The 20,309-nt window shown below is 72.4% G+C and carries 16 protein-coding genes and 1 riboswitch; of the genes, 10 read left to right on the plus strand and 6 right to left on the minus strand.

Features of this window, described 5'->3' with window-relative positions; genetic code table 11:
* Positions 1-35: 35 nt before the first annotated feature.
* Positions 36-1,283: a right-handed parallel beta-helix repeat-containing protein gene (locus E1295_RS23740; RefSeq protein ID WP_246080279.1), complete on the minus strand. Its 1,248-nt coding sequence runs from the start codon at positions 1,281-1,283 to the stop codon at positions 36-38.
* A 290-nt stretch (positions 1,284-1,573) separates the two neighbouring features.
* On the opposite strand from E1295_RS23740, the gene E1295_RS23745 reads away from it, so the two are divergent.
* Together E1295_RS23745 and E1295_RS23750 are read left to right on the plus strand one after the other, a co-directional pair.
* Positions 1,574-3,067: a glycoside hydrolase family 13 protein gene (locus E1295_RS23745; protein WP_132632762.1), complete on the plus strand. Its 1,494-nt coding sequence runs from the start codon at positions 1,574-1,576 to the stop codon at positions 3,065-3,067.
* A 65-nt stretch (positions 3,068-3,132) separates the two neighbouring features.
* Positions 3,133-4,476, plus strand: coding sequence for a sensor histidine kinase (locus E1295_RS23750; protein WP_246080281.1), 1,344 nt, complete (start codon positions 3,133-3,135; stop codon positions 4,474-4,476).
* Between the two features lie 25 nt (positions 4,477-4,501).
* Here E1295_RS23750 and E1295_RS23755 read toward each other — a convergent pair whose 3' ends face one another.
* Complete coding sequence (locus tag E1295_RS23755; RefSeq protein ID WP_132632764.1) at positions 4,502-5,827, minus strand: cation:dicarboxylate symporter family transporter; 1,326 nt, start codon at positions 5,825-5,827, stop codon at positions 4,502-4,504.
* Positions 5,828-5,941: 114 nt separating this feature from the next.
* Here E1295_RS23755 and E1295_RS23760 point away from each other — a divergent pair, with 114 nt between their 5' ends.
* The 5 genes from E1295_RS23760 to E1295_RS23780 all read left to right on the plus strand — a co-directional run bounded on the left by E1295_RS23760 (position 5,942) and on the right by E1295_RS23780 (position 12,500).
* Positions 5,942-7,441 (plus strand): sensor histidine kinase, encoded by a 1,500-nt coding sequence (locus E1295_RS23760; protein ID WP_132632766.1) that lies wholly within the window; start codon positions 5,942-5,944, stop codon positions 7,439-7,441.
* Complete coding sequence (locus E1295_RS23765) at positions 7,438-8,103, plus strand: response regulator (protein ID WP_132632768.1); 666 nt, start codon at positions 7,438-7,440, stop codon at positions 8,101-8,103. Before E1295_RS23760 ends, E1295_RS23765 begins: the two co-directional genes overlap by 4 nt.
* Positions 8,104-8,176: 73 nt before the next feature.
* Positions 8,177-10,240 (plus strand): N-acetylneuraminate synthase family protein, encoded by a 2,064-nt coding sequence (locus E1295_RS23770; RefSeq protein ID WP_132632770.1) that lies wholly within the window; start codon positions 8,177-8,179, stop codon positions 10,238-10,240.
* 23 nt (positions 10,241-10,263) lie between these two features.
* Complete coding sequence (locus E1295_RS23775) at positions 10,264-11,250, plus strand: glycosyltransferase family 2 protein (protein ID WP_132632772.1); 987 nt, start codon at positions 10,264-10,266, stop codon at positions 11,248-11,250.
* On the plus strand, positions 11,247-12,500 hold the full coding sequence (locus tag E1295_RS23780) for a polysialyltransferase family glycosyltransferase (protein ID WP_181958036.1): 1,254 nt from the start codon (positions 11,247-11,249) through the stop codon (positions 12,498-12,500). The genes E1295_RS23775 and E1295_RS23780 overlap by 4 nt, the downstream gene beginning before the upstream one ends.
* A gap of 75 nt (positions 12,501-12,575) precedes the next feature.
* Here the strand turns inward: E1295_RS23780 and E1295_RS23785 are convergent, their stop codons facing one another.
* Positions 12,576-13,877, minus strand: coding sequence for a DUF6716 putative glycosyltransferase (locus E1295_RS23785; RefSeq protein ID WP_246080283.1), 1,302 nt, complete (start codon positions 13,875-13,877; stop codon positions 12,576-12,578).
* The gene (locus E1295_RS23790) at positions 13,874-14,830 is read right to left on the minus strand and encodes a hypothetical protein (RefSeq protein WP_132632774.1); all 957 of its coding nucleotides are present in this window, start codon (positions 14,828-14,830) and stop codon (positions 13,874-13,876) included. The genes E1295_RS23785 and E1295_RS23790 overlap by 4 nt, the downstream gene beginning before the upstream one ends.
* A 97-nt stretch (positions 14,831-14,927) precedes the next feature.
* Between E1295_RS23790 and E1295_RS23795 the strand changes: the two genes are divergently transcribed.
* From E1295_RS23795 to E1295_RS23805, 3 genes are all read left to right on the plus strand, one after another.
* Positions 14,928-15,749, plus strand: coding sequence for an aldo/keto reductase (locus tag E1295_RS23795; protein ID WP_220448850.1), 822 nt, complete (start codon positions 14,928-14,930; stop codon positions 15,747-15,749).
* 19 nt (positions 15,750-15,768) lie between these two features.
* Positions 15,769-16,722 carry a Gfo/Idh/MocA family protein gene (locus E1295_RS23800; RefSeq protein WP_166427377.1) on the plus strand — a complete coding sequence of 318 codons (954 nt, stop codon included), beginning with the start codon at positions 15,769-15,771 and terminating at the stop codon, positions 16,720-16,722.
* A 114-nt stretch (positions 16,723-16,836) separates the two neighbouring features.
* A riboswitch (cyclic di-AMP (ydaO/yuaA leader) is annotated at positions 16,837-16,973 on the plus strand.
* Positions 16,974-16,985: 12 nt separating this feature from the next.
* Entirely contained in the window at positions 16,986-17,672 is a 687-nt protein-coding gene (locus E1295_RS23805; protein ID WP_132632780.1) for a CHAP domain-containing protein, read from the plus strand.
* An 82-nt stretch (positions 17,673-17,754) separates the two neighbouring features.
* Here the strand turns inward: E1295_RS23805 and E1295_RS23810 are convergent, their stop codons facing one another.
* Together E1295_RS23810 and E1295_RS23815 are read right to left on the minus strand one after the other, a co-directional pair.
* Entirely contained in the window at positions 17,755-19,542 is a 1,788-nt protein-coding gene (locus tag E1295_RS23810; protein WP_132632782.1) for an ABC transporter ATP-binding protein, read from the minus strand.
* A partial coding sequence (locus tag E1295_RS23815) for an ATP-binding cassette domain-containing protein (protein ID WP_132632784.1) occupies positions 19,539-20,309 on the minus strand: 771 nt, incomplete at its 5' end. The genes E1295_RS23815 and E1295_RS23810, both read right to left, overlap by 4 nt.

A 20,309-nucleotide genomic window follows, 5' to 3' on the forward strand; every position in this document is an offset into this window, starting at 1 on the left:
CCGTCCACTGTAGTCCCGCGCGGACGGGGCGCGCGTCAGCGCTGGTAGGCCCCCGCGTCGGGCGAGCCGGTCAGCGCATTGCCCTTCATGTCCTTGGCGAAGGCCTTGCCGCCGTACCAGGACGGGGGAAGGGCGATGCCGCGGCCTAGCGCCGGGGAGCCGGGGCGTAGCCGCAGGTCGGTGGCCGAGATGAACATCGGGTCGGCCTTGACCGACTTCGGGCCCAGCTTGAACCTGTGCTTGCGGCCCTTGTAGACGCTGCCGCCCTCGTCGGCGCCCTTGCCGTCCTCGAAGCCGGTCTCGCCGCCGACCACGATCACGTTGTTGCGCAGCTTCAGGATGGACGGCGCGCAGCCGTCGTGGCAGGACCAGCCGACGGTGCGTCTGGCCGGCAGGAAGACCGAGTTGTGCACGGCGATCGTGCCCTTGACCGGGCCGACGATGTGGCGGGGGCCGCGGGTGACGAGGAAGGAGCCGCGCTTGAGTGAGGAGGTGACGACGTTGAAGGCGACCACGTTGCCGGTGGCCGTCTTGCCCTTCTTGGCCCCGAGCTCGGTGAACGTCTCGTTGTCCCTGGCGATGTTGTGGGTGACGCGGTTGCGGTCGCCGCCGAAGATCTCGACGGCGGCCCCGTCGTAGCCGTAGTCCTTGCTCCTGGCGACGCTGCCGGTGATGGTGTTGCCGGTCACCACGTTGTCGTCGCCGTTGAGCAGCACGCCGAAGGCGCCGGAGTCGTTGTCGCCGCCCTTGTCGTTCACGCTCATCCGGTTGTTGCCGGTGAAGACGCTGTCACGGATGGTGTTGCGGGCGCCGGAGGGCGTGACGACGGCCCCGGCGATGTTCTTGTCGGCCAGCACGCCGATCAGCTCGTTGTGGTCGCCGTCGATCCGGAATCCGGCCCAGCGGCAGCTCGAGGCCCACAGGCCGCTGATGCGCCAGTGGTCGCCCTTCACGACGACGCAGTCGTCATCCGATCCGGTGATCTTGGGCCTGGCTCCCGAGCCGTGGGTCGTGACGGTGATCGGCTTGGCCTTGGTGCCGCCGGCGGTGAGGGTGAGGGGACCGGTGAAGGCGCTGCCGCGCCTGACGCTGACGGTGTCGCCCGGCTCGAGGCCGGCGACGGCCTGGTCGAGCGTCTTCCACGGCGTGCTCGCGCTGGTGCCGGCGGCCGCGTCGTCCCCCGCGCGGGAATCGACGTAGTACGTCGTTCCCGCGTGAGCCTGGGCCGCCGCGGGAGCGGCAGGCAGGAGCGAAACGATGACGGCTACGGGCAACAGCCTCATGCGAGCACACCACTATCTAGTTGAAACACGGACCACTGGGAAACGCAACCGTAGCGTGATCACCGCGCGTGACGCCACACCTTACCGAACCCCTGACCTGTCCGTTACCCGCCGCAAGGACTTGCGCAACCCGACCGGCGGCCGAGCGGCCCGTCCGGCCTCGTGACCGGACCTGTTGCGACAACGTGATTTCTGCAACTTTCCGCAAGTTGCACTTGACCGCCGGAGAACGATGACGCCATCCTTCACCAGAAGATCCCGACATCTCGGACATCCGAGGGAAGGACACCATGCTCGGCAACGACGACTGGTGGCGCGACGCCGTCGTATACCAGGTGTATCCCCGCAGCTTCGCCGACTCCGACGGGGACGGCGTCGGTGACCTCGAAGGCGTGCGCGGCCGCCTGCCCTACCTCGCGCGCCTGGGCGTGGACGCCATCTGGCTGAGCCCCTTCTACACCTCGCCCATGGCCGACGGCGGCTACGACGTGGCCGACTACCGGGACGTCGACCCCATGTTCGGCACGCTCGGCGACTTCGACGCGCTCGTCGCCGACGCGCACGAGGCCGGCATCAGGGTCATCGTGGACCTCGTGCCGAACCACTCCTCCGACCTGCACCCGTGGTTCCAGGCCGGGATGCGCGACCGCTACATCTTCCGCGACCGGCCCAACGACTGGGAGTCGATCTTCGGCGGCCCGGCGTGGACCCAGGCCGAGGACGGGCAGTGGTACCTCCACCTGTTCGCCCCGGAACAGCCCGACCTCAACTGGGAGAACCCCGAGGTACGCGCCGAGTTCCGCGACATCCTGCGCTTCTGGCTCGACCGCGGCGTGGACGGCTTCCGCATCGACGTGGCACACGGCATGGTCAAGGCCGAAGGGTTGCCCGACGTGGGGTCCAAGGACGGACGGCAGGCCGAGATGCTCGGCGGCGAGCAGGTGCCGTACTTCGACCAGGACGGCGTGCACGACATCTACCGCGAGTGGCGGCCGATCCTCGACTCCTACCCGGGCGGCAGGATGGCGGTGGCCGAGGCGTGGGTGTCCTCGCCGGAGCGGCTGGCCCGCTACATCGGCCCGGACGAGCTGCACCAGGCGTTCAACTTCGACTTCATGCTGGCCGACTTCCACGCCAAGTCGTTCCGTACCGTCATCGAGAAGTCGCTGAAGGAGGCGGAGCTGGTCGGCGCGCCCACCACGTGGGTGCTGTCCAACCACGACAAGCCGCGCCACGTCACCCGCCACGGCGGCCTGGCCCGCGCGCGGGCGGCCACCCTGCTCATGCTGGCCCTGCCCGGCTCGGCCTACCTCTACAACGGCGAGGAGCTGGGCCTGCCCGAGGTGCTCGACCTGCCGGACCACCTGCGCCAGGACCCGGCGTTCCTGCGCCGTGGCGACAGCCGCGACGGCTGCCGGGTGCCGATCCCGTGGACGAGCTCCGGCGACATGGGCTGGACGGACCCGTGGCTGCCGATGCCCGCGTCGTGGGCGGCGCTGTCGGCGCAGGCCCAGGAGGACGACCCCGGCTCCACGCTGAACCTCTACCGGGCCGCCCTGAGGATCCGTAAGGAGCACCCGGCGCTCGGCGGCGGCACCCTCACGTGGCTCGACTCCCCCGAGGACGTGCTGGCCATCGAGCGCGAGCCCGGCCTGGTCGTGGTGGTCAACACGGGTGAGGAGCCGGTGCGGCCCGGCGTGACGGGCGAGGTGCTGCTGTCCAGCGGGCCGCTGCCGGGCGACGGATCCGTGCCGCCCGACACCACGGTCTGGCTCCAGCGCTGAACGGTTGGGTGAATCTTTGTCCTGACGGGACATGGAGCGGCAGTCACCCTCGGTAACCTCGGGGAGTGGCACCCTGGTGGGCCAGGTCCCTGCGCGGACGCGTGACGCTCATCGCGACGGCCGTCGCCGCCCTCGTGTTCATTCCTCTCGCCGTCGTCGGCATGGTCGTGGCCAGATCCGTCGTCGAGGCGAACGTCTTCCAGACGACGAGGGACACCGCCGAGCGCATCGCCGCCGAGATGCGCGGCGGCGCCCTGCCCACGGGCGCCGCCATCCCGGTGGTGAACCCGTCGGTCGATCTCATCCAGGTCGTCGGCCCCAGCGGGCAGATCCTCGCCACGAGCGACGCGGCCAGGAACCTGCCGCCGCTCAGCGACGTACGTCCCACCAAGGAGACCCAGGACATCAGCACCGTCAACTGCCTGCCGACCGAGTGCGTGCACCTGTCGGCGGTGCGGGTGACCATCTTCGCCGACTCCCCCGTCGTGTACGCCGGCCGCAGGTCCCCCGAGGTGCTCGCCAGCCACGTTCTCGACGTGATCGTCTTCGTCCAGGTGGCGGTGCTGATCGCGCTGGCCTCGTGGAGTACGTGGCTGATCACGGGCAGGGCGCTGCGGCCGGTGGCGATCATGCGCTCCGAGCTGGACGCCGTCAGGGCGGGCGACCTGAGCCACCGGGTCTCGCAGCCGCCGGGCGACGACGAGCTGGCCCAGCTCGCCCGCTCGGTCAACAACACCCTGGCCAGGCTCGAACGCTCGGCCGAGCAGCAGCGCCAGTTCGCCTCCGACGCCTCGCACGAGCTGCGCACCCCCATCGCCGGGCTGCGCGCCCAGTTGGAGAGCGCCCAGCTCTATCCCGACGACACCGACGTCGAAGCGCTGGTGAGCGGCAGCCTGCGCGACACCGACCGTCTGGAGGCCATCATCACCGACCTGCTGCTGCTGGCCAGGATCGGCTCCCAGGTGGACGCCGCCAAGGAGCGCATCGACCTGGCGGCGCTGGTGCGCCAGGAGCTGGCCACCCGCTCGGACAAGGTGCCCGTCCAGGTGGAGCTGGCCGAGGGGGTGGTGGTGGAAGGGGTACGCGTCCAGCTCAGCAGGGTGCTGACGAACCTGCTGGACAACGGCCAGCGGCACGCCGAGTCCCGGGTCCTCGTCCAGGTCCTCCGCGCGGACGGCATGGCGGTGCTGGCGGTGGAGAACGACGGCATGGAGATCGCCGAGGAGGACCGCGAGCGCATCTTCGAACGCTTCACCCGCCTCGACGCGGCCCGCAGCCGCGACGCGGGCGGCACCGGGCTGGGCCTGGCCATCGCCCGGGACGTGGCGGTGGCGCACGGCGGCCGGATCATGGTCGAGGAGTGCCGGGGCGGGGCGAGGTTCGTCCTGCGGCTGCCGCTCGCGGAGTGACCGTGCGCCCGCCCCGCGCACCGGGCTAGACCTTCGTCATCTCGCGGCCGGGCCCGGACTCCTGCGGCTCGGTCTCGTCCAGCAGGGTGGCCTCGTCGAACGGCGCCTGGCCGGCCAGCACCCGGCCCGCGCGCTCGCGGTCGAATCCGCCCGTCCAGGTGCCGACGAGCACGGCGGCGACGGCGTTGCCGGCGAAGTTGGTCAGCGCCCTGGCCTCCGACATGAACCGGTCGATACCCACGATGAGGCCCACGCCGTCGACCAGTTCGGGCCGGTGCGCCTGGAGGCCGCCCGCCAGCGTGGCCAGCCCGGCGCCGGTCACGCCCGCGGCCCCCTTGGACGCGATCATCATGAACACCAGCAGCGCCACCTGCTCGCCGAACTCCAGCGGCGAGCCCGTGGCCGTGGCGATGAACAGCGTGGCCATGGTCAGGTAGATGGCGGTGCCGTCGAGGTTGAAGGAGTAGCCGGTCGGTACGGTGATGCCCGCGACCGTCCTGCTCACGCCGAGATGCTCCATCTTGGCGATGAGCCTGGGCAGGGCCGTCTCCGACGACGACGTCGACAGGATGAGCAGGAACTCTCGGCCGAGGTAGCGCAGCAGCGCCCCCAGGTTGATCCTGGCCACCAGCCACAGGATGGCCCCGAGCACCACGCCGACGAACAGCACGCAGGTCACGTAGAAGGCGATCATGATGATGGCCAGGCTCTTGAGCGCCTCGATGCCGGTGGCGCCGACGACGGCGGCGATGGCCCCGAAAGCGCCCACCGGAGCCGCCCACATGATCATGCTGAGGATGCGGAACACGAGCCGCTGCAGGTGCTCGACGCCGCGCAGGATCGGCGCGCCCTTGTCGCCCATGGCCTGCAGCGCGAACCCGGCCAGCAGCGCGACGAGCAGCGCCTGCAGCACCGAACCGCTGGTGAGCGCCGACAGCAGCGTGTCGGGGATGATGCCGAGCAGGAAGTCGACGGTACTGGCCTCGGCACCCTTGGCGGCCTCGGCCTCGGCGGCCTGCCGGGCCGTGTCGGTGATCTGCAGCCCCGACCCCGGGTCGATGAGGTTGCCGACCACGAGACCGATGACCAGCGCCACCGTCGACATGACGAGGAAGTAGCCGAGCGCCAGGCCGCCGACCCTGCCGACCTGCGCGGCCTGGCGTACGGAGCCGACGCCGAGCACGATCGTGCAGAAGATGATCGGGCCGATGACCATCTGGATCAGCGCGACGAACCCGGTGCCGAGGGGTTTCAGCTCCTTGCCTACGTCCGGCCAGAGCAGTCCGACGACGATGCCGAGCAGGGCGGCCGCGATGACGGCCACGTAGAGATATCGCGTGCGATCGCGCATGGGGGGCTTCTCCAATGGGGTGAGGGAACGTACGCACTGCCGGTTGTGCGACTATGCGCCTCACAGTGATGCAGGTCACCATTGCGTACGTTTCGTTCACGGGAGGTTGTCGGCATGCGGCGCTTGAGCCTGGCCGGGCAGATGCTCGTGCTGCAGTTGCTCGTGGTCGCCGTCACGGTTGCGGGCGGCGGGGCGCTCGCGGTGGTGCAGGCCCACGAGCTGCTCACGGAGGAGGCGGCCGGCACGGCCAGGGCCGTGGCGCTCAGCGTGGCGGCCTCGCCGGACGTGCTGGACGCCCTCGACGACCCCGACCCGTCGGGGCGGCTGCAGCCGTACGCGGAGCGGGTGCGCGGCGCGACGGGCGTCGACTTCATCACGATCATGCGGCCGGACGGCACCCGCTACACCCACCCCGACCCGGCCAGGATCGGCGGGCGCTTCCTCGGGCACACCGAGCGGGCGCTGGCGGGCGAGACGTTCACCGAGACGTACACGGGCACGCTCGGGCCGTCCAAGCGGGCGGTCACCCCCGTCGTGGCGGGCGGCCGGGTGCGGGCACTGGTGAGCGCCGGCATCACGATCGACAGGATCAGCGCCAGGCTGCGCGACCGGCTCCCCTGGGCCGGGCTCGTCGTTGCGCTGGCGCTCGGCCTGGGGGCGGCCGGGACGTGGCTCGTCACCGCGCGCCTGCGCCGCCAGACGCACGGGCTCGGGCCGGTGGAGCTGGGCCGCATCCACGGCCACCACGACGCCGTGCTGCACGCGGTCAGGGAGGGCCTGCTGCTCGTCGGCAAGGACGGCGCCCTGACGTTGTGCAACGACGCCGCCCGGCACCTGCTCCGCCTGCCCGCCGACGCCGAGGGGCGGCACGTGGCCGAGCTGGGGCTGGCGGAGCTGGTGGCCGGCGGGGAGGAGCGCGTCCACCTGGCCGGCGACCGGGTTCTCGCCGTCAACGTCGCCGCCAGCGAGCTCGGCACCGTGGTGACCGTGCGCGACCACACGGAGCTGCAGGCGCTGACCGGTCAGCTCGACGTCGAGCGCGGTTTCGCCGACTCGCTGCGCTCCGCCGCGCACGAGGCGGCCAACCGGCTGCACACGGTCATCACGCTGGTCGAGCTGGGCCGTACGGAGGAGGCGGTGGCGCTGGGGACGGCGGAGCTGCGGGCCGCGCAGGAGCTGACCGACCGGGTGGTGGGCGCGGTGCGCGAGCCGGTGCTGGCGGCGCTGCTGCTGGGCAAGAGCGCCGAGGCCGCCGAGCGCGGCGCCGAGCTGGTGCTCACCCAGGACAGTGAGCTCGACGACCCCGGCCTGGACCCGCGCGAGCTCGTCACCATCGTGGGCAACCTGATCGACAACGCGATCGACGCGGCCGGACGGGTGGAGGTGCATCTGAGCGCGGACGAGCGGGGGCTGCTGATCCGGGTGGCCGACGACGGGCCCGGGCTGACCGGGCGGGAGGCGTTCGAGAAGGGGTGGACGACCAAGGGCGACGGACGCGGGCTCGGGCTGGCGCTGGTGGGCCAGGCGGTGCGGCGGCTGGGCGGTTCCATCGAGGCGGCGGGGTCGGTGTTCACCGTGCGCCTGCCCGCGCCGGTGACCGGGAGGGCGCGGTGATCTCCGTACTGGTGGTCGAGGACGAGCAGATCACCGCCGAGGCCAACCGCGTCTACGTGGGGCGGGTGCCGGGGTTCGAGGTGGCGGGCGTGGCCAGGTCGGGCGGGGAGGCGCTGCGGTTCCTGCGCGGGCGGCCGGTGGACCTGGTCCTGCTCGACCTGTACCTGCCGGACATGCACGGGCTGGAGGTGGTCAGGGCGGTGTGCGCCGGCGGGCTCCTGTGCGACGTGATCGCCGTCACGTCCGCGCGCGACCTCGCCATGGTCCGTTCCGCGGTGTCGCTCGGCATCTCCCAGTACCTGCTCAAGCCGTTCACCTACGCGACACTGCTGGAGAAGCTCACGCGGTACGCCCGGTTCAAGGACGAGGCCGGCCTGGCCGTCGGGCAGGGCGACGTGGACCGGGTGCTGGGCACCCTCAGGGGCAGCTCGGAGCTGCCGAAGGGCCTGGCGAGGGACACGCTGGACGCCGTGGCGGCGCGGCTGCGCGGGGAACCGGACGGCATGGCCGCGCAGGCCGTGGCCGACGCCGTCGGGGTGTCCAGGGTGACCGCGCGCCGCTACCTGGAACACCTGGTGGAGCTGGGGGTGGCCGAGCGTGCCCCGCGGTACGGAGGGGTGGGCCGGCCAGAGTTGCTCTACCGGATCCCCATGGAAAGTTAATGACGGTGACGCTGGCCGTTCAACCCGGCCTTCTAGCTTCTGGGTGCGATCCCACGTACCGAGGAGACCCACCGTGCGAGTCCTGGCCGTAGTTCCCGCCCGCGGAGGTTCGGCGGGCGTTCCCCTGAAGAACCTCGCCCTGGTCGGAGGTGTCCCCCTGGTCACCCGCGCCGTACGGGCGTGCCTGCGCGCCGAGCTCGTCGACGAGGTCGTGGTCAGCACCGACCACGCGGGCATCGCCGAGACCGCCAGGCTGGCGGGGGCGACCGTGGTGGACCGGCCCGAGGAGCTGAGCGGCGCGACCGCCTCCAGCGAGTCGGCGGTGCTGCACGCGCTCGACGCCCTCGGCGCCGACCCCGAGGTCGTGGTGCTCGTGCAGTGCACGAGCGCGTTCATCGACCCCGCCGACCTGTCGGCGGCGGTGCGCAAGGTGCTGGACGGCCGGGCCGACTCGGTCGTGTCGGGGCTGCCGACGCACGAGTTCCTCTGGACGGCCGGCGGCGGGGGCATCAACCACGACCCCGCCGTCAGGCCGCGCCGCCAGGACCGCGAGCCCCAGTTCCGCGAGAACGGCGCCTTCTACGTCATGCGCACCTCCGGCCTGCGCGAGCGCGGCCACCGCTTCTTCGGCGAGGTCGCCGTGCAGCCCGTGCCGCCGCAGCACGCCGTCGAGATCGACAACCCCGAGGACCTGGAGCTGGTACGCGCGCTGGCGCCGTTCCTCGACGAGCCGGAGCCGATCGACGTCGACGCCGTCATCACCGACTTCGACGGCGTGCACACCGACGACCGCGCCTACGTCGACTCGGAGGGCCGGGAGATGGTGCTGGTCAGCCGCTCCGACGGGATGGGCGTGTCGCTGCTGAGGCGGTCGGGCGTCAAGGTGCTGGTGATGTCGACCGAGCGCAACCCGGTCGTGGCCGCCCGCGCCCGCAAGCTGGGCGTGCCGGTGCTGCAGGGGCTGGCCGACAAGCGCACCGTGCTGCGCGACTGGCTGACCATCGAGGGCCTCGACCCGGCCAGGGTCGCCTACGTCGGCAACGACGTCAACGACCTGGGCCCGATGGCCGAGGTCGGCTGGCCGGTCGCGACGCCCGACGCGCACCCGCGCGTGCGCGCCGCCGCCCGCGTGGTGCTGACCAGACCCGGCGGGTCGGGGGCGGTGCGCGAGTTGTGCGACCGGGTCGTGGCCGCCCGCCCCGCGGCTTCCGCGGGCTCCGGCGGTCCTGCCGCCGGGGCCGCCGAGGCGAGGACGGAGCGCAGGCTCGGCCCGGTGAGCATCGGCGACGTGCCGGTCGGCGACGGCGAGCCCGTCTACGTGATCGGCGAGATCGGCATCAACCACAACGGCGACCTCGACATCGCCCGCCGCCTCATCGATGTGGCGGCCGACGCGGGCTGCCAGGCGGTCAAGTTCCAGAAGCGCACCCCGGCGATCTGCGTGCCCGAGGAGCAGAAGGGGCAGATCCGGCAGACGCCGTGGGGCGAGATGACGTACCTCGAGTACAAGGAGCGGACCGAGTTCGGCCACGACGAGTACCGCCAGATCGCGAAATACTGCGACGAGCGAGGGCTGCACTGGTTCGCCTCTCCGTGGGACGTGCCGTCGGTGAAGTTCCTGGAGGAGATGGACGTCCTGGTGCACAAGGTGGCCTCGGCCAGCGTCGCCGACCACGCGCTGCTGCGCGTCCTGGCCGCCACCGGCAAACCGGTCATCCTGTCGACCGGCATGTCCACGTTGACGGAGATCGACCAGGCCGTCGAGATCCTCGGCACCGAGAAGCTGATCATGATGCACGCGACGTCCACGTACCCGCTGCCTCCCGAGGAGGCGAACCTGCGCACGATCACCACGCTGAAGGAGCGCTACGGCGTGCCCGTCGGCTACAGCGGGCACGAGCGCGGCCTGCAGATCTCGCTGGCCGCCGTGACACTTGGAGCGGTCTGCGTGGAGCGCCACATCACGCTCGACCGCACCATGTGGGGCTCCGACCACGCGGCCTCGCTGGAGCCGGCGGGCCTTGAGCACCTCGTACGCGACATCCGCATCATCGAGCAGGCCATGGGCGACGGCGTCAAGCGCGTCTTCCCCGGCGAGGAGGCCCCCAAGGCCCGCCTGCGCCGGGTGACGGTCTGACGTCGCCGGCAGGAGACCGCACGTTGATCACTCTCTCCGTCGTCGTCCCCGTGCGGGACGGCGAGCGGTACATCGCCGACGCGCTGGCCTCGCTCCGCCGCAACGCCCGGCGCGACTTCGAGTTCATCGTCGTGGACGACGGGTCGGAGGACGCCACGGGCGACATCGTCGAGGACTTCTTCCTCGACCTGCCCGGGCTGAGCGTGCTGCGCAACCGTGCTCCTGTGGGGCTGGCCGACGCGCGCAACGCGGGCCTGTCGGCCGCCTCCGGCCGGTACGTCACGTTCATGGACGGCGACGACTGGCTGGCCCCCGGCCACCTCACGAGGCTCGTCGAGGCGGCCGAGGGGCTCGGGTGCGACTTCGTACGCACCGACCACGTCCAGGTCGAGGGCCGCAAGCGGGTGGTGCACCGGGCCCCGCTGGCCGCCCCGAGGGGTACGGTGCTCGACGCGCGCGGCGCCATCATGCCCGCCGGGGTGCGGACCATGGTGGACTACCCGTACGCGTGGGCCGGGATCTACCGGCGTTCCCTGGGCGACCTGCTGCACTTCCCCGGTTCGCTGCACACCGCCGAGGACCGCCCGTGGATCTGGCGGCTGCACAGGGAGGCCGCCACGTTCGCGGTGGTGTCGCTGGCCGGCGTGTTCTACCGGCGCCTGGTGTCCGGGTCGCTGACGCAGGTGGGCGACGAGCGTCAGCTGCACTTCTTCGACGCGTTCGAGCTGGTGTTCAAGGACCTGGAGCCGGAGTTCCTGCCCAAGGCGGTGCGGAACTTCTGCGCGCTGCTGGCCCACCACCTGGACCTCGGCGACCGTCTCACGCCCGAGCTGCGCGCCCGCTTCGAGGAACGCGGCGCCGAGATGGTGGGCAGGCTGCCCCCTGACCTGGTGGCGGAGTCGGTGGCGCGGATGTCCTGCGAGCGCGAGGCCCTGCTGCGGGCCCTGGCGCCCGGCCTGCCCCCCAGCCCGCACATCCGGGTCCGCCGTGACCGGGAGGAGCCCCAGTGAAGGTCTTCTACGCCTCCACGCTGTTCGGAGCGATGTCCCTGGCCGCCGCCGTCGACGACGGCCGGTTCGGCGCGGGCCGGCGCGTGCTCGTGGTGTCGGACAACGCGGCCGTGCCCGAGGTGGCGGCGCCGCTCGACGAGTCGCCTGGCTTCGCGCCGCTGCGCGGCCGCTTCGACCAGGTCGTCTCGTGGAACGAGCTCATCGCCCCCTTGCATCCGTCCGACTGGCGGGCGCGCGTCATCGAGGTGCCGATGCTGGAGCGCCTCGTCCGCTCCCACTGGGGGCTGGACGGGGTGGAGGAGCTGGTACTGGAGTCGATCGCGGTGCCGCCCGCCCGGACGATCGCGGGGCTGGTGCGCGACTGCCCGATCACCGTCTACTCCGACGGGCTGATGAGCTACGGCCCGACCCGCGACCCGCTGCCCGCCGAGATCTTCCGCCGCGTCGGGCGGCTGCTCCACCTGGACCTCGTGCCGGGGCTGAAGCCGCTGCTGCTCAGCGAGTACGGCGTCGAGCCCGAGATCCTGCCCGGCGAACGTTTCCTCGCGGTGCTGGAGGAGGTGGCCGCCACCGCACCCGGCCCGCCGCGGGGGCAGGCGTTGATCCTCGGCCAGTATCTGTCGGCGCTGGAGATCGTCACGCCGGAGGAGGAGGCCGCGCTGCACGAGACGATGCTGGCGGCGCTGGCCGCCCGCGGCTGCACCGACGTCGTGTTCAAGCCGCACCCGGCCGCCGGGCGCCGGCACGCCAGGCTGCTGCGGGCCGCTGCCGCGCCGCTGGGGGTGAACCTGTCGGTGGCCGCCGGGAACGTACCCGCCGAGGTGTGCTTCGCGGCGCTGCGGCCCGAGCTGGTCGTGGGCTGCTTCTCCACGGGGCTGGTGACCGCGCGGCGCTTCTTCGGGCTGCAGGCCGCGTCGTACGGCACCGGCATGGTGCTGGAGCGGCTGACGCCGTACGAGAACAGCAACAGGATCCCGGTCACGATCGTGGACGCCCTGCTGCCGCGGTTGTCGGAGGAGGGCGTGATCGAGCAGCCGCCCGCCCTCGACCTGCCCGGCCTCGTACGGACGGTGGGCTACTGCATGCAGGCCGACGCCTACCCGGAGCTGCGGCCGGACACCGTCACGTTCGACGCCCGCTACTTCAAGCGCAGGCGGCTCGAGGCGCTGGACCTGGTGGCGCCGCCCGCCAGGCCCGCCACGCCCACCGCGCTGACCAGGCTGCGCAGGAAGCTCCGATCAGCGATCTGAGCGTCCCCCGCCGCGCCCCCGCCGCGCCCACGACGGCGCCAACGACGGCGCCCAGCCCAGGGCTCATGACAGCGTTCAGGAGAGGGCCTTCAGGTAGCGGCGCATGCGGCGCTTGGCGCGGTAGCCCGCCCGCAACATCGTGGGATGGACCTCCACCCGCAGCCGGGCCTTGCGGCGGGCGGCGGCGTGCTCGGGCCCGTCCAGCAGCGACCGGGCCGGCTCGCACGGGCGGGCGCTCACCAGCCCGGACAGCAGCTCCGACCAGTCGCCGCGCTCGGGCGGGTGGAAGTAGTTGGCCGCGCACCACTCGGCCGCGGCGGCGCGGAAGTCGCCCTTGGCCAGGTCGTCCAGCGTGCCCAGCAGGCCGCTGCCCTCGAACACCAGGTTGATCATCTCGGCGCTGACGCCGAAGTCGCTCAGGACCAGCGAGGGTACGCCGAGCGCGATCGCCTCCAGCGCCGCCGTCGAGCTCACCGTGACGAAACCGGCCGCCCGCGTGAGCTGGTCGTGCATCGACCCGGCGGCGAAGGTGAGCCGCCCGGGCTCGCCCAGCTCCCGCCACAACCGCTGGTAGGGGTGGCGCTCGTTGTGCGTCTGCCGCTCGCCTTCCAGGGCGCGCAGCTTGACCACCACGTCCAGCTCCGGCCGCCGCCCGGCGAGCTCGGCCAGCGCCAGCAGGATGCGCTCGCGCTCCTCGCGGGGGCGCGGCACCTTGGCCTGGGTGGCGAACACGATCCGGTTCCCGCTCCCGGCGACCGCGCCGGGGCGCAGGAACGGCAGCCTGGCCAGGCCGACCGCTCCTCCACCGCCGAGCCGGGCGGCGATCTCGCGGAACTCGGCCACCTCCCGCTCGCTGTGCACCACGAACAGGTCGCAGCCGCTGCGGAACACCCACGCCTTCTCCGTGGCCGGCACCGAGATGCCCGGCAGCCCGCTGACGAACACGGGCCTCGGCCGCAGCCCCGCGAACACGTCGGAGACCAGCACGTCCACCACCGGACCCGTGCAGGCCACGAGGATCACGTCCGGCCGCGTGCGCTCGGCCAGCCGGCGCACCGCCCGCGCCGACAGCACCGGCGGCCCACTCGGCGGCCCACTCGGCGGCCCGGTCGGCGGCCCGGTCGGCGGCCCGGTCGGCGGCCCGGTCGGCGGCCCGGTCGGCGGCCCGGTCGGCGGCCCGGTCGGCGGCGGGGCGGGCGCGCTGATGGCCTGGCCTTCCGCGGGCCCCCGCACCGCCGCGGCGATCTGCTCGGGCGAGGGCGCGATCGGCGTGCGTACCACCGCCAGCTCCGTCTCGCAGCCGGCGGGCAGGTCGCCGAGCAGGCAGGCCGCCCACTTCAGGTAGGAGTCGGAGTCGGCAACCGCCAGCACTCTCACCCGGTCACTCCAGTCAGATGCGAGCGCAGAGCGGGTTCCGCCCTGCTGGTCCACCAGTCATCGGGAACGTTCACGGGCTCGATGGCGACGCCGCGCGGGCTGAGCAGCACCCGCAGCGAGGTGATCGCGGTCGAGGGGAGGCTGAGGACGCGCTGGCCCGCGTCGAGTCCGCGCAACGTCAGCTCGGCGGGCACGCCCGCGTCGTGCACGGTGATGCCGGGACGCTCCCGGATCAGGGCCACGTCCACGGGGTCCTCGCGGCGGTGCGGGTAGTAGGCGAGCGGCTCCCGCGCCGCCAGCTCGGTCAGCCAGCGCAGGTAGTGGTCGCGGTGCACGAGGCCGTTCCTGACGAGCGAGGTGCCGAGCACGACCGTGCGCTCGGCCGGCCCCTGCGTGCTGGGCGGCTGGGCGCGCAACCAGGCGAAGTCGTGGCGTACGAGGTCGACGCCGGTCCGGCGTACGGCGGCGGCCAGGTCGCCGGCCACGGGCAGCGCGGTGAAGACGGAGACGTCGCTCACGCGCAGCCGCAGCGCGGCCGCCAGGCCGAGCGCGGAGCGCGGCACGGTGGGCCTGGCGCGGGCCCGCAGCAGCGGCCGCCGTGGCCCGGCGGCCAGCAGTTCCAGCAGCCGCAGCGTGGCCAGCCCGTCGTCGACGATGACGATGCGTCCCGAGGTGAGCCCGGTGCCGGAGGTGAGCCAGCGCAGCTGGACCTTGCCGGAGAAGGCGTCGCCGACGGCGTGCACGCGCCTCGGCATGGCCTCGCGCGGTTCCGCGAGTTCTAGCCCGTCGGGCAGCCCGAGCGCGCGCAGCTCCCGGCGGGTCGCCTTCAGCGGGCGAAGCCCCGCCCGCGGCACGACGGCCGTGGCGGGCCCGAGGAGCCCGGCGTGGTGGGCCTCGACGGCGCACAGCATCTGGAGCGGGGACTCCACCCAGGCCGACGCCTGTTCGACCACTCCAGTCCTCCCAGCCGGGTGAGGGCACGTTCACGACCGCTTCAAGCTAGCCCGGCCGCCTTAAGCGGCCAGAAACGGTACGTGAACAATGGGACCCATGAACTCGCTCATGCTCAACACCGACGGCGTCCAGATCCCGCAACTCGGCTTCGGCGTCTGGCAGGTGCCCGCCGACGAGGCCGAGCAGGTGGTGGCGACGGCGCTGCGGGCCGGTTACCGGCACATCGACACCGCCGCCGCCTACGGGAACGAGGAGGGCGTGGGGCGTGCCGTGCGCGCGTCCGGCCTGCGCCGCGAGAAGGTGTTCGTCACCACCAAGCTGGCCAACGCCGACCACGCCCGCGCGGAGCAGGCCTTCGACGAGAGCCTGGCCCGGCTGGGTCTCGATCACGTCGATCTCTATCTCATCCACTGGCCGGTGCCGAAGCAGGACAAGTACGTCCAGGCGTGGAAGGCGATCGAGAAGATCTACCGTGACGGACGGGCCAAGGCCATCGGTGTGTCCAATTTCACGGTCGGCACGCTCACCCGGCTGATGAACGAGACCGACATCGTGCCCTCCATCAACCAGATCGAGCTCCACCCCTACTTCCAGCAGCGGGAGATGCGGGCCTTTCACGAGGCCAACGGCATCCTCACGGAGGCGTGGAGCCCGCTCGGCCAGGGCAAGGGGCTGCTGGACGATCCGGCGCTGGCGGTGCTGGCGGACAAGCACGGCAAGACGCCCGCGCAGATCGTGCTCCGCTGGCACCTGCAGCTCGGCAACGTCGTCATCCCCAAGTCGGTGACGCCGTCGCGGATCGCCGAGAACATCGATGTGTTCGACTTCATCCTCGACCCGGAGAGCATGGCCACCGTCGGCGCCCTGAACAGGGGCCTTCGCTTCGGGGGAGACCCGGACACGTTCAACGTGATCTGATGCGTCTAGCATCGTCGGCGTGCGCGATTTCACATGGGGCATAGCGGCGACGGGCGTCATCGCACGGACCGTCGGGGCGGCGATCGTGGCGGAACCCGGGATGCGGGTGGGCGCCGTCGGCTCCAGGAATCCGGAACGGGCGCGGGCCCTCGCGGCCGCGCTGGGCGCGGAGTCGGCCTACGGCTCCTATGAGCGCCTGTGCGCCGACCCGGCGATCGACGCGATCTACGTGGCGACGCCGCACACCGAGCACCTGCGGGTCACGCAGGCCGCCATCGCCGCGGGCAAGTCCGTCTTGTGCGAGAAGCCGCTGGCCGCGACCGTGGACGACGCCGAGAAGATGGTACGCATGGCGCGTGAGGCCGGCGTGTTCCTCATGGAAGCCATGTGGATGCGGTTCAACCCGCTGATCAGGCTCATCGCCGGCGACGCGCGCTTCGGCGAGATCCGGTCCGTGCAGGCCAGTTTCGGCTTCGCCATGCCGTACGACCCGGTGCACCGGCTGTGGGCCCCCGAGCTGGGCGGCGGCGCGCTGCTCGACCTGGGCGTCTACCCGTTCGGCCTGGCCCAGCTGCTTCTCGGCATGCCCACGGGCCTGCGCGTCACGGGCTCGCTGGCGCCGAACGGAGTTGACGCGGAGGCGGCCGGGATGTTGCTCTACCCCGGCGGCGCAAGGGCTTTCGTGGAAACCTCCTTGCTGGGGAATTACCCGAACCAGGCCTGTGTTGTAGGTACTCAGATGCGGGCGGACATCCATGCGCCGTTCTGGGCGCCCGAGCGGATCGTCCTCACCGGGCCCTCCATGGAGCCGGAGGAGCATGTGCTCGATCCGGCCGACAACGGATACGCCGGTGAGCTCCGCGAGGTCCGCGCCGCCACGGCCGAGGGCAGGATCGAATCCTCGATCATGCCTCTTGACGAATCCCTTGCCATGCTTGGGCTTCTGGCCGACGCTCGCAGGCAACTCGCCTAGCTGGGCTTTATGCAGTTGTAATCCTCTTGCCTCATGTATTACCTTGTGGGGCATCTCAAGGCATACGTCCGGTTTGTCCGGCTATGTCTGACCATCGCACGAGATCACAGGATCGTCCTGTGACCGCTGAATCCGCATCACGCGGAACCGGGGACCCACGTCCTTTGGGGTGAATCGGCACCTTGGTGCCGTAGGGCAGCTTCCACGCCCGAACCCGTCAGCTAACCCGGTAAGCGGCATGGAAGCAAGGAGTTATCCCCTCGATGGCCACGTTCCGACTTACCGCTGTCCCGAAGCGCACCATCGCCCGCGCCGCACTCGGCGCCGCCGTCCTCACCTCGGCCTTCGGCGTGAACGTCGTCGCCGCCAACGCCGACACCCCTCCCGGTGACAGGCCCGCCGCCGTCTCGCCGGTGACCGAGTCCGAGAAGCGCGCCGCCAAGGAGACCAAGGTCAACGTGACCGCCTCCCAGGTGCTGGACTTCGCCAAGTCCCAGGTCGGCGTCTCCGAGAACGCCGCCGGTGGCGGCACCCCGTACCAGAAGTGGTACGCCAACTCGCAGCGCGCCTCCGAGACCATCGCCCGTGACGGGGGCAACCGGGCCGCGTACCTGAACGCCGCCTGGTGCGCGATGTTCGTCTCCTGGGTCGGTGAGCAGACCGGTGCCCGCCCGCAGGTCGGCTGGGACGCCTACACCGTCGCCCACGCCAAGTGGTTCGCCGCCAACGACCGCTTCGGCACCGAGGCCAGGCCCGGCGCCGTGGTGTTCTTCTCCTGGGACGGCAGCAAGGACATCAGCGACATCCAGCACGTCGGCTTCGTCGTGAAGGACAACGGCGACGGCACCATCTCCACGATCGAAGGCAACACCGGCAACGGCAAGGTCGAGGAGCGTACCCGTCCGACCTCCCAGGTCGTCGGCTACGGATACCCCGAGTACGCCGCCTGACCCCCCGGTCCCCCCGCGTACGAGCGCGCGTCCCGCATGGGACGCGCGCTCTCGCGCGTCCGGACAGCCCTCGCCACCCGTCTCAGCCCTCGCCGCCCGCCGCGGCCCGCTGAACGGCGTGCAGCCCGGCATAGCGGCCGTCAAGGGCCATGAGCTCGTCGTGGCCGCCCTGCTCGGCGATGCGCCCGTCCTCCAGCACCACGATGAGGTCGGCCATGCGCACCGTCGGGAAACGGTGGGTGATCAGGAGGGTGATGGCCGCACGGTGGCGGCGGGCGGCCTGCGCGTACCGGGCGAAGAGCGCGCTCTCGGCGGGCGCGTCCAGGGAGGCGGTCGGCTCGTCCAGCACGAGCAGCAGCGGCTCCTCCCGCATCGAGGCGCGCGCCAGCGCCAGCCTCTGCCACTGCCCGCCGGACAGCTTCACCCCACCCGCGAAGCTGTCACCCAGCTCGGTGTCCAGGCCGTCCGGCAGCCCGGCCACCACGTCCGTGGCGCCGGCCCGCTCCAGCGCCCGGTCCACGGCTGCGCGGTCGCTCATGCGGGGCAGGTCGCCGATGCCGACGGTCTCCGCGGCGGTGAGCTCGAACGGCACCCAATCCTGGAACACGGCGCTGATCCGGCGCCGCCAGCGCCCCGCGGGCACGTCGCGGAGCGGGACGCCGTCCAGCAGGATTTCGCCGCCCGTGGGCTGATACAGGCCGCACAGCAGCTTGGCCAGCGTGGTCTTGCCCGAGCCCGGCGATCCGACCAGCGCGACGGTCGCGCCGGCGGGCAGGCGGAGGTCGATCCCGTGCAGCACGGGTCTCGTGGTGCCGGGGTAGGTGAACGACACGTCCCGCAGCGTGATGCCGTACGTGAGGCTCCCGGGCGGTTCGGCCCTTCCGGGCTTCGCCGCGGGTGGCGTACGGGTCCTGGCGTAGGCGCGCAGCCAGGCCAGCCGCCCGGCGGCGCGCAGGCCGGCGGCCACCGACCCCACGTGGAAGGCCAGCCGTGAGGCCTGGGTGACGAACTGCACCCCGACGGTGGCCACCAGGACCACGTCGCCGGCCGTGGCCTGCCCCCGGGCGGCCAGCCACGCCGCGCAGCCGAGCGCCGCCACGTACCCGGCGAGGAACGTGCCGGACCCGGCGAACGTGAGCAGCGCGGCGCGGACCCTGGCCCGCGACAACCCCGCCGACACCTCCTCCCACCGCTGCGCCGCCATCGCCTCCAGGGCGGGCGCGGCGCGGCTGAGCCGTACCTCCTTGGCCGTTCCCGGCGTGGTGACGGACTGCGACAGGTGCTCCTCCAGCCTGGCCGTCTCGGCGGTGCGCTCGACGGCCGCGTCGACGTGGCGGGCCGCACGGCCGCGTACCAGCAGCGACGGCAGCACGGCCCCGCCCAGCAGCAGCGTGAGCAGCGGATGCACGGCGGCCACGAGCACGACGCCGAGCCCGATCTGCACGGCGTGCTCGCCGACCAGCGCGAGCGCCCACACCGCGAAGTACAGCTGCCGGCTCTCCTCGCGCAACGTGGCCAGCCTGTCCAGGTACGCGGGCCGCTCCAGATGCTCGATGGTGGGCACGCCGGAGGTGAGGGTGAGGATCTCCTCCTGTACGGCGAGGCCCATGCGCTCCCCCAGCTCCTCCATCAGCGTCAGCTCCGCGCGGCCGAACGCCACGCCCGTGGCCAGCGCGGCCCCCGCGGCCAGGCCCCAGGACGAGGCCCGCAGGCCGTCGCCGGCGGTGGCGGCGTCGGTGAGCTCGCGCAGGAAGACGCCGACCATGCCGTGGCTGACGGCGCCGAGAGCGAGGAAGACGGTCAGGGTGAGAAAGGCCCGCCGGTCGGTGCGCCAGGCCAGTGCCACCAGCGTGCGCAGGGTCGCGGTCACCGGTTCGTCCCCGCGATGAGGGAGGTCTGGAGGCGGTGCCAGCGCGCGTACCGGCCGCCCATCGCCAGCAGCTCGGCGTGGCCGCCCTGCTCGGCCACGGTGCCGCCGTCGAGGACGACGATGCGGTCCGCCCGGCGTACGGTGACGAAACGGTGCGAGATGAGCACCAGGGTGCGCCCGCGCGTACGCTCCAGCAGCCGCTCGAACACCTCCTGCTCGGTCCGCGCGTCCAGGTGGGCGGTGGGCTCGTCGACGATCAGGATCCGGCGGCCCGCGTCGAGGGCGTACACCGCCCTGGCCAGCGCCACCTTCTGCCACTGCCCGCCGGACAGGTCGCGCCCGCCCGTGAACGAGCGCGACAGTGGCGTGTCCAGCCCGTGCGGAAGCCCTTCGAGCAGGTCGAGCGCGTCGACGGCGGCCAGCGCGGCCAGCACGTCGGCGTCCGTCCCCCCGTGCGCGGGCGCGCCCAGGCGGACGTTGTCCCGCAGCGGCAGCGGGTAGCGGGCGAAGTCCTGGAAGACCACGGCGGCGTCCCGGGCGGTGCCGACGGTGCCGCTCTGAGGGGCGTACAGGCCGGCGAGCAGCTTGACCAGGGTGGTCTTGCCCGCGCCGTTCAGCCCGACCACGGCCAGCCGCTCCCCCGGCCGCACCCGCAGGTCCACCTCCTTCAGCACCGGCTCCGCCCGGCCGGGATAGCCGAAGCTCACCTTGACCAGCGCAGGCTCCCCGGCGCCCGGCTCAGCCACCGAGGCGGCGCGGGCGGAAGC

Source organism: Nonomuraea mesophila (assembly GCF_004352805.1).
Lineage (GTDB): Bacteria > Actinomycetota > Actinomycetes > Streptosporangiales > Streptosporangiaceae > Nonomuraea > Nonomuraea longispora.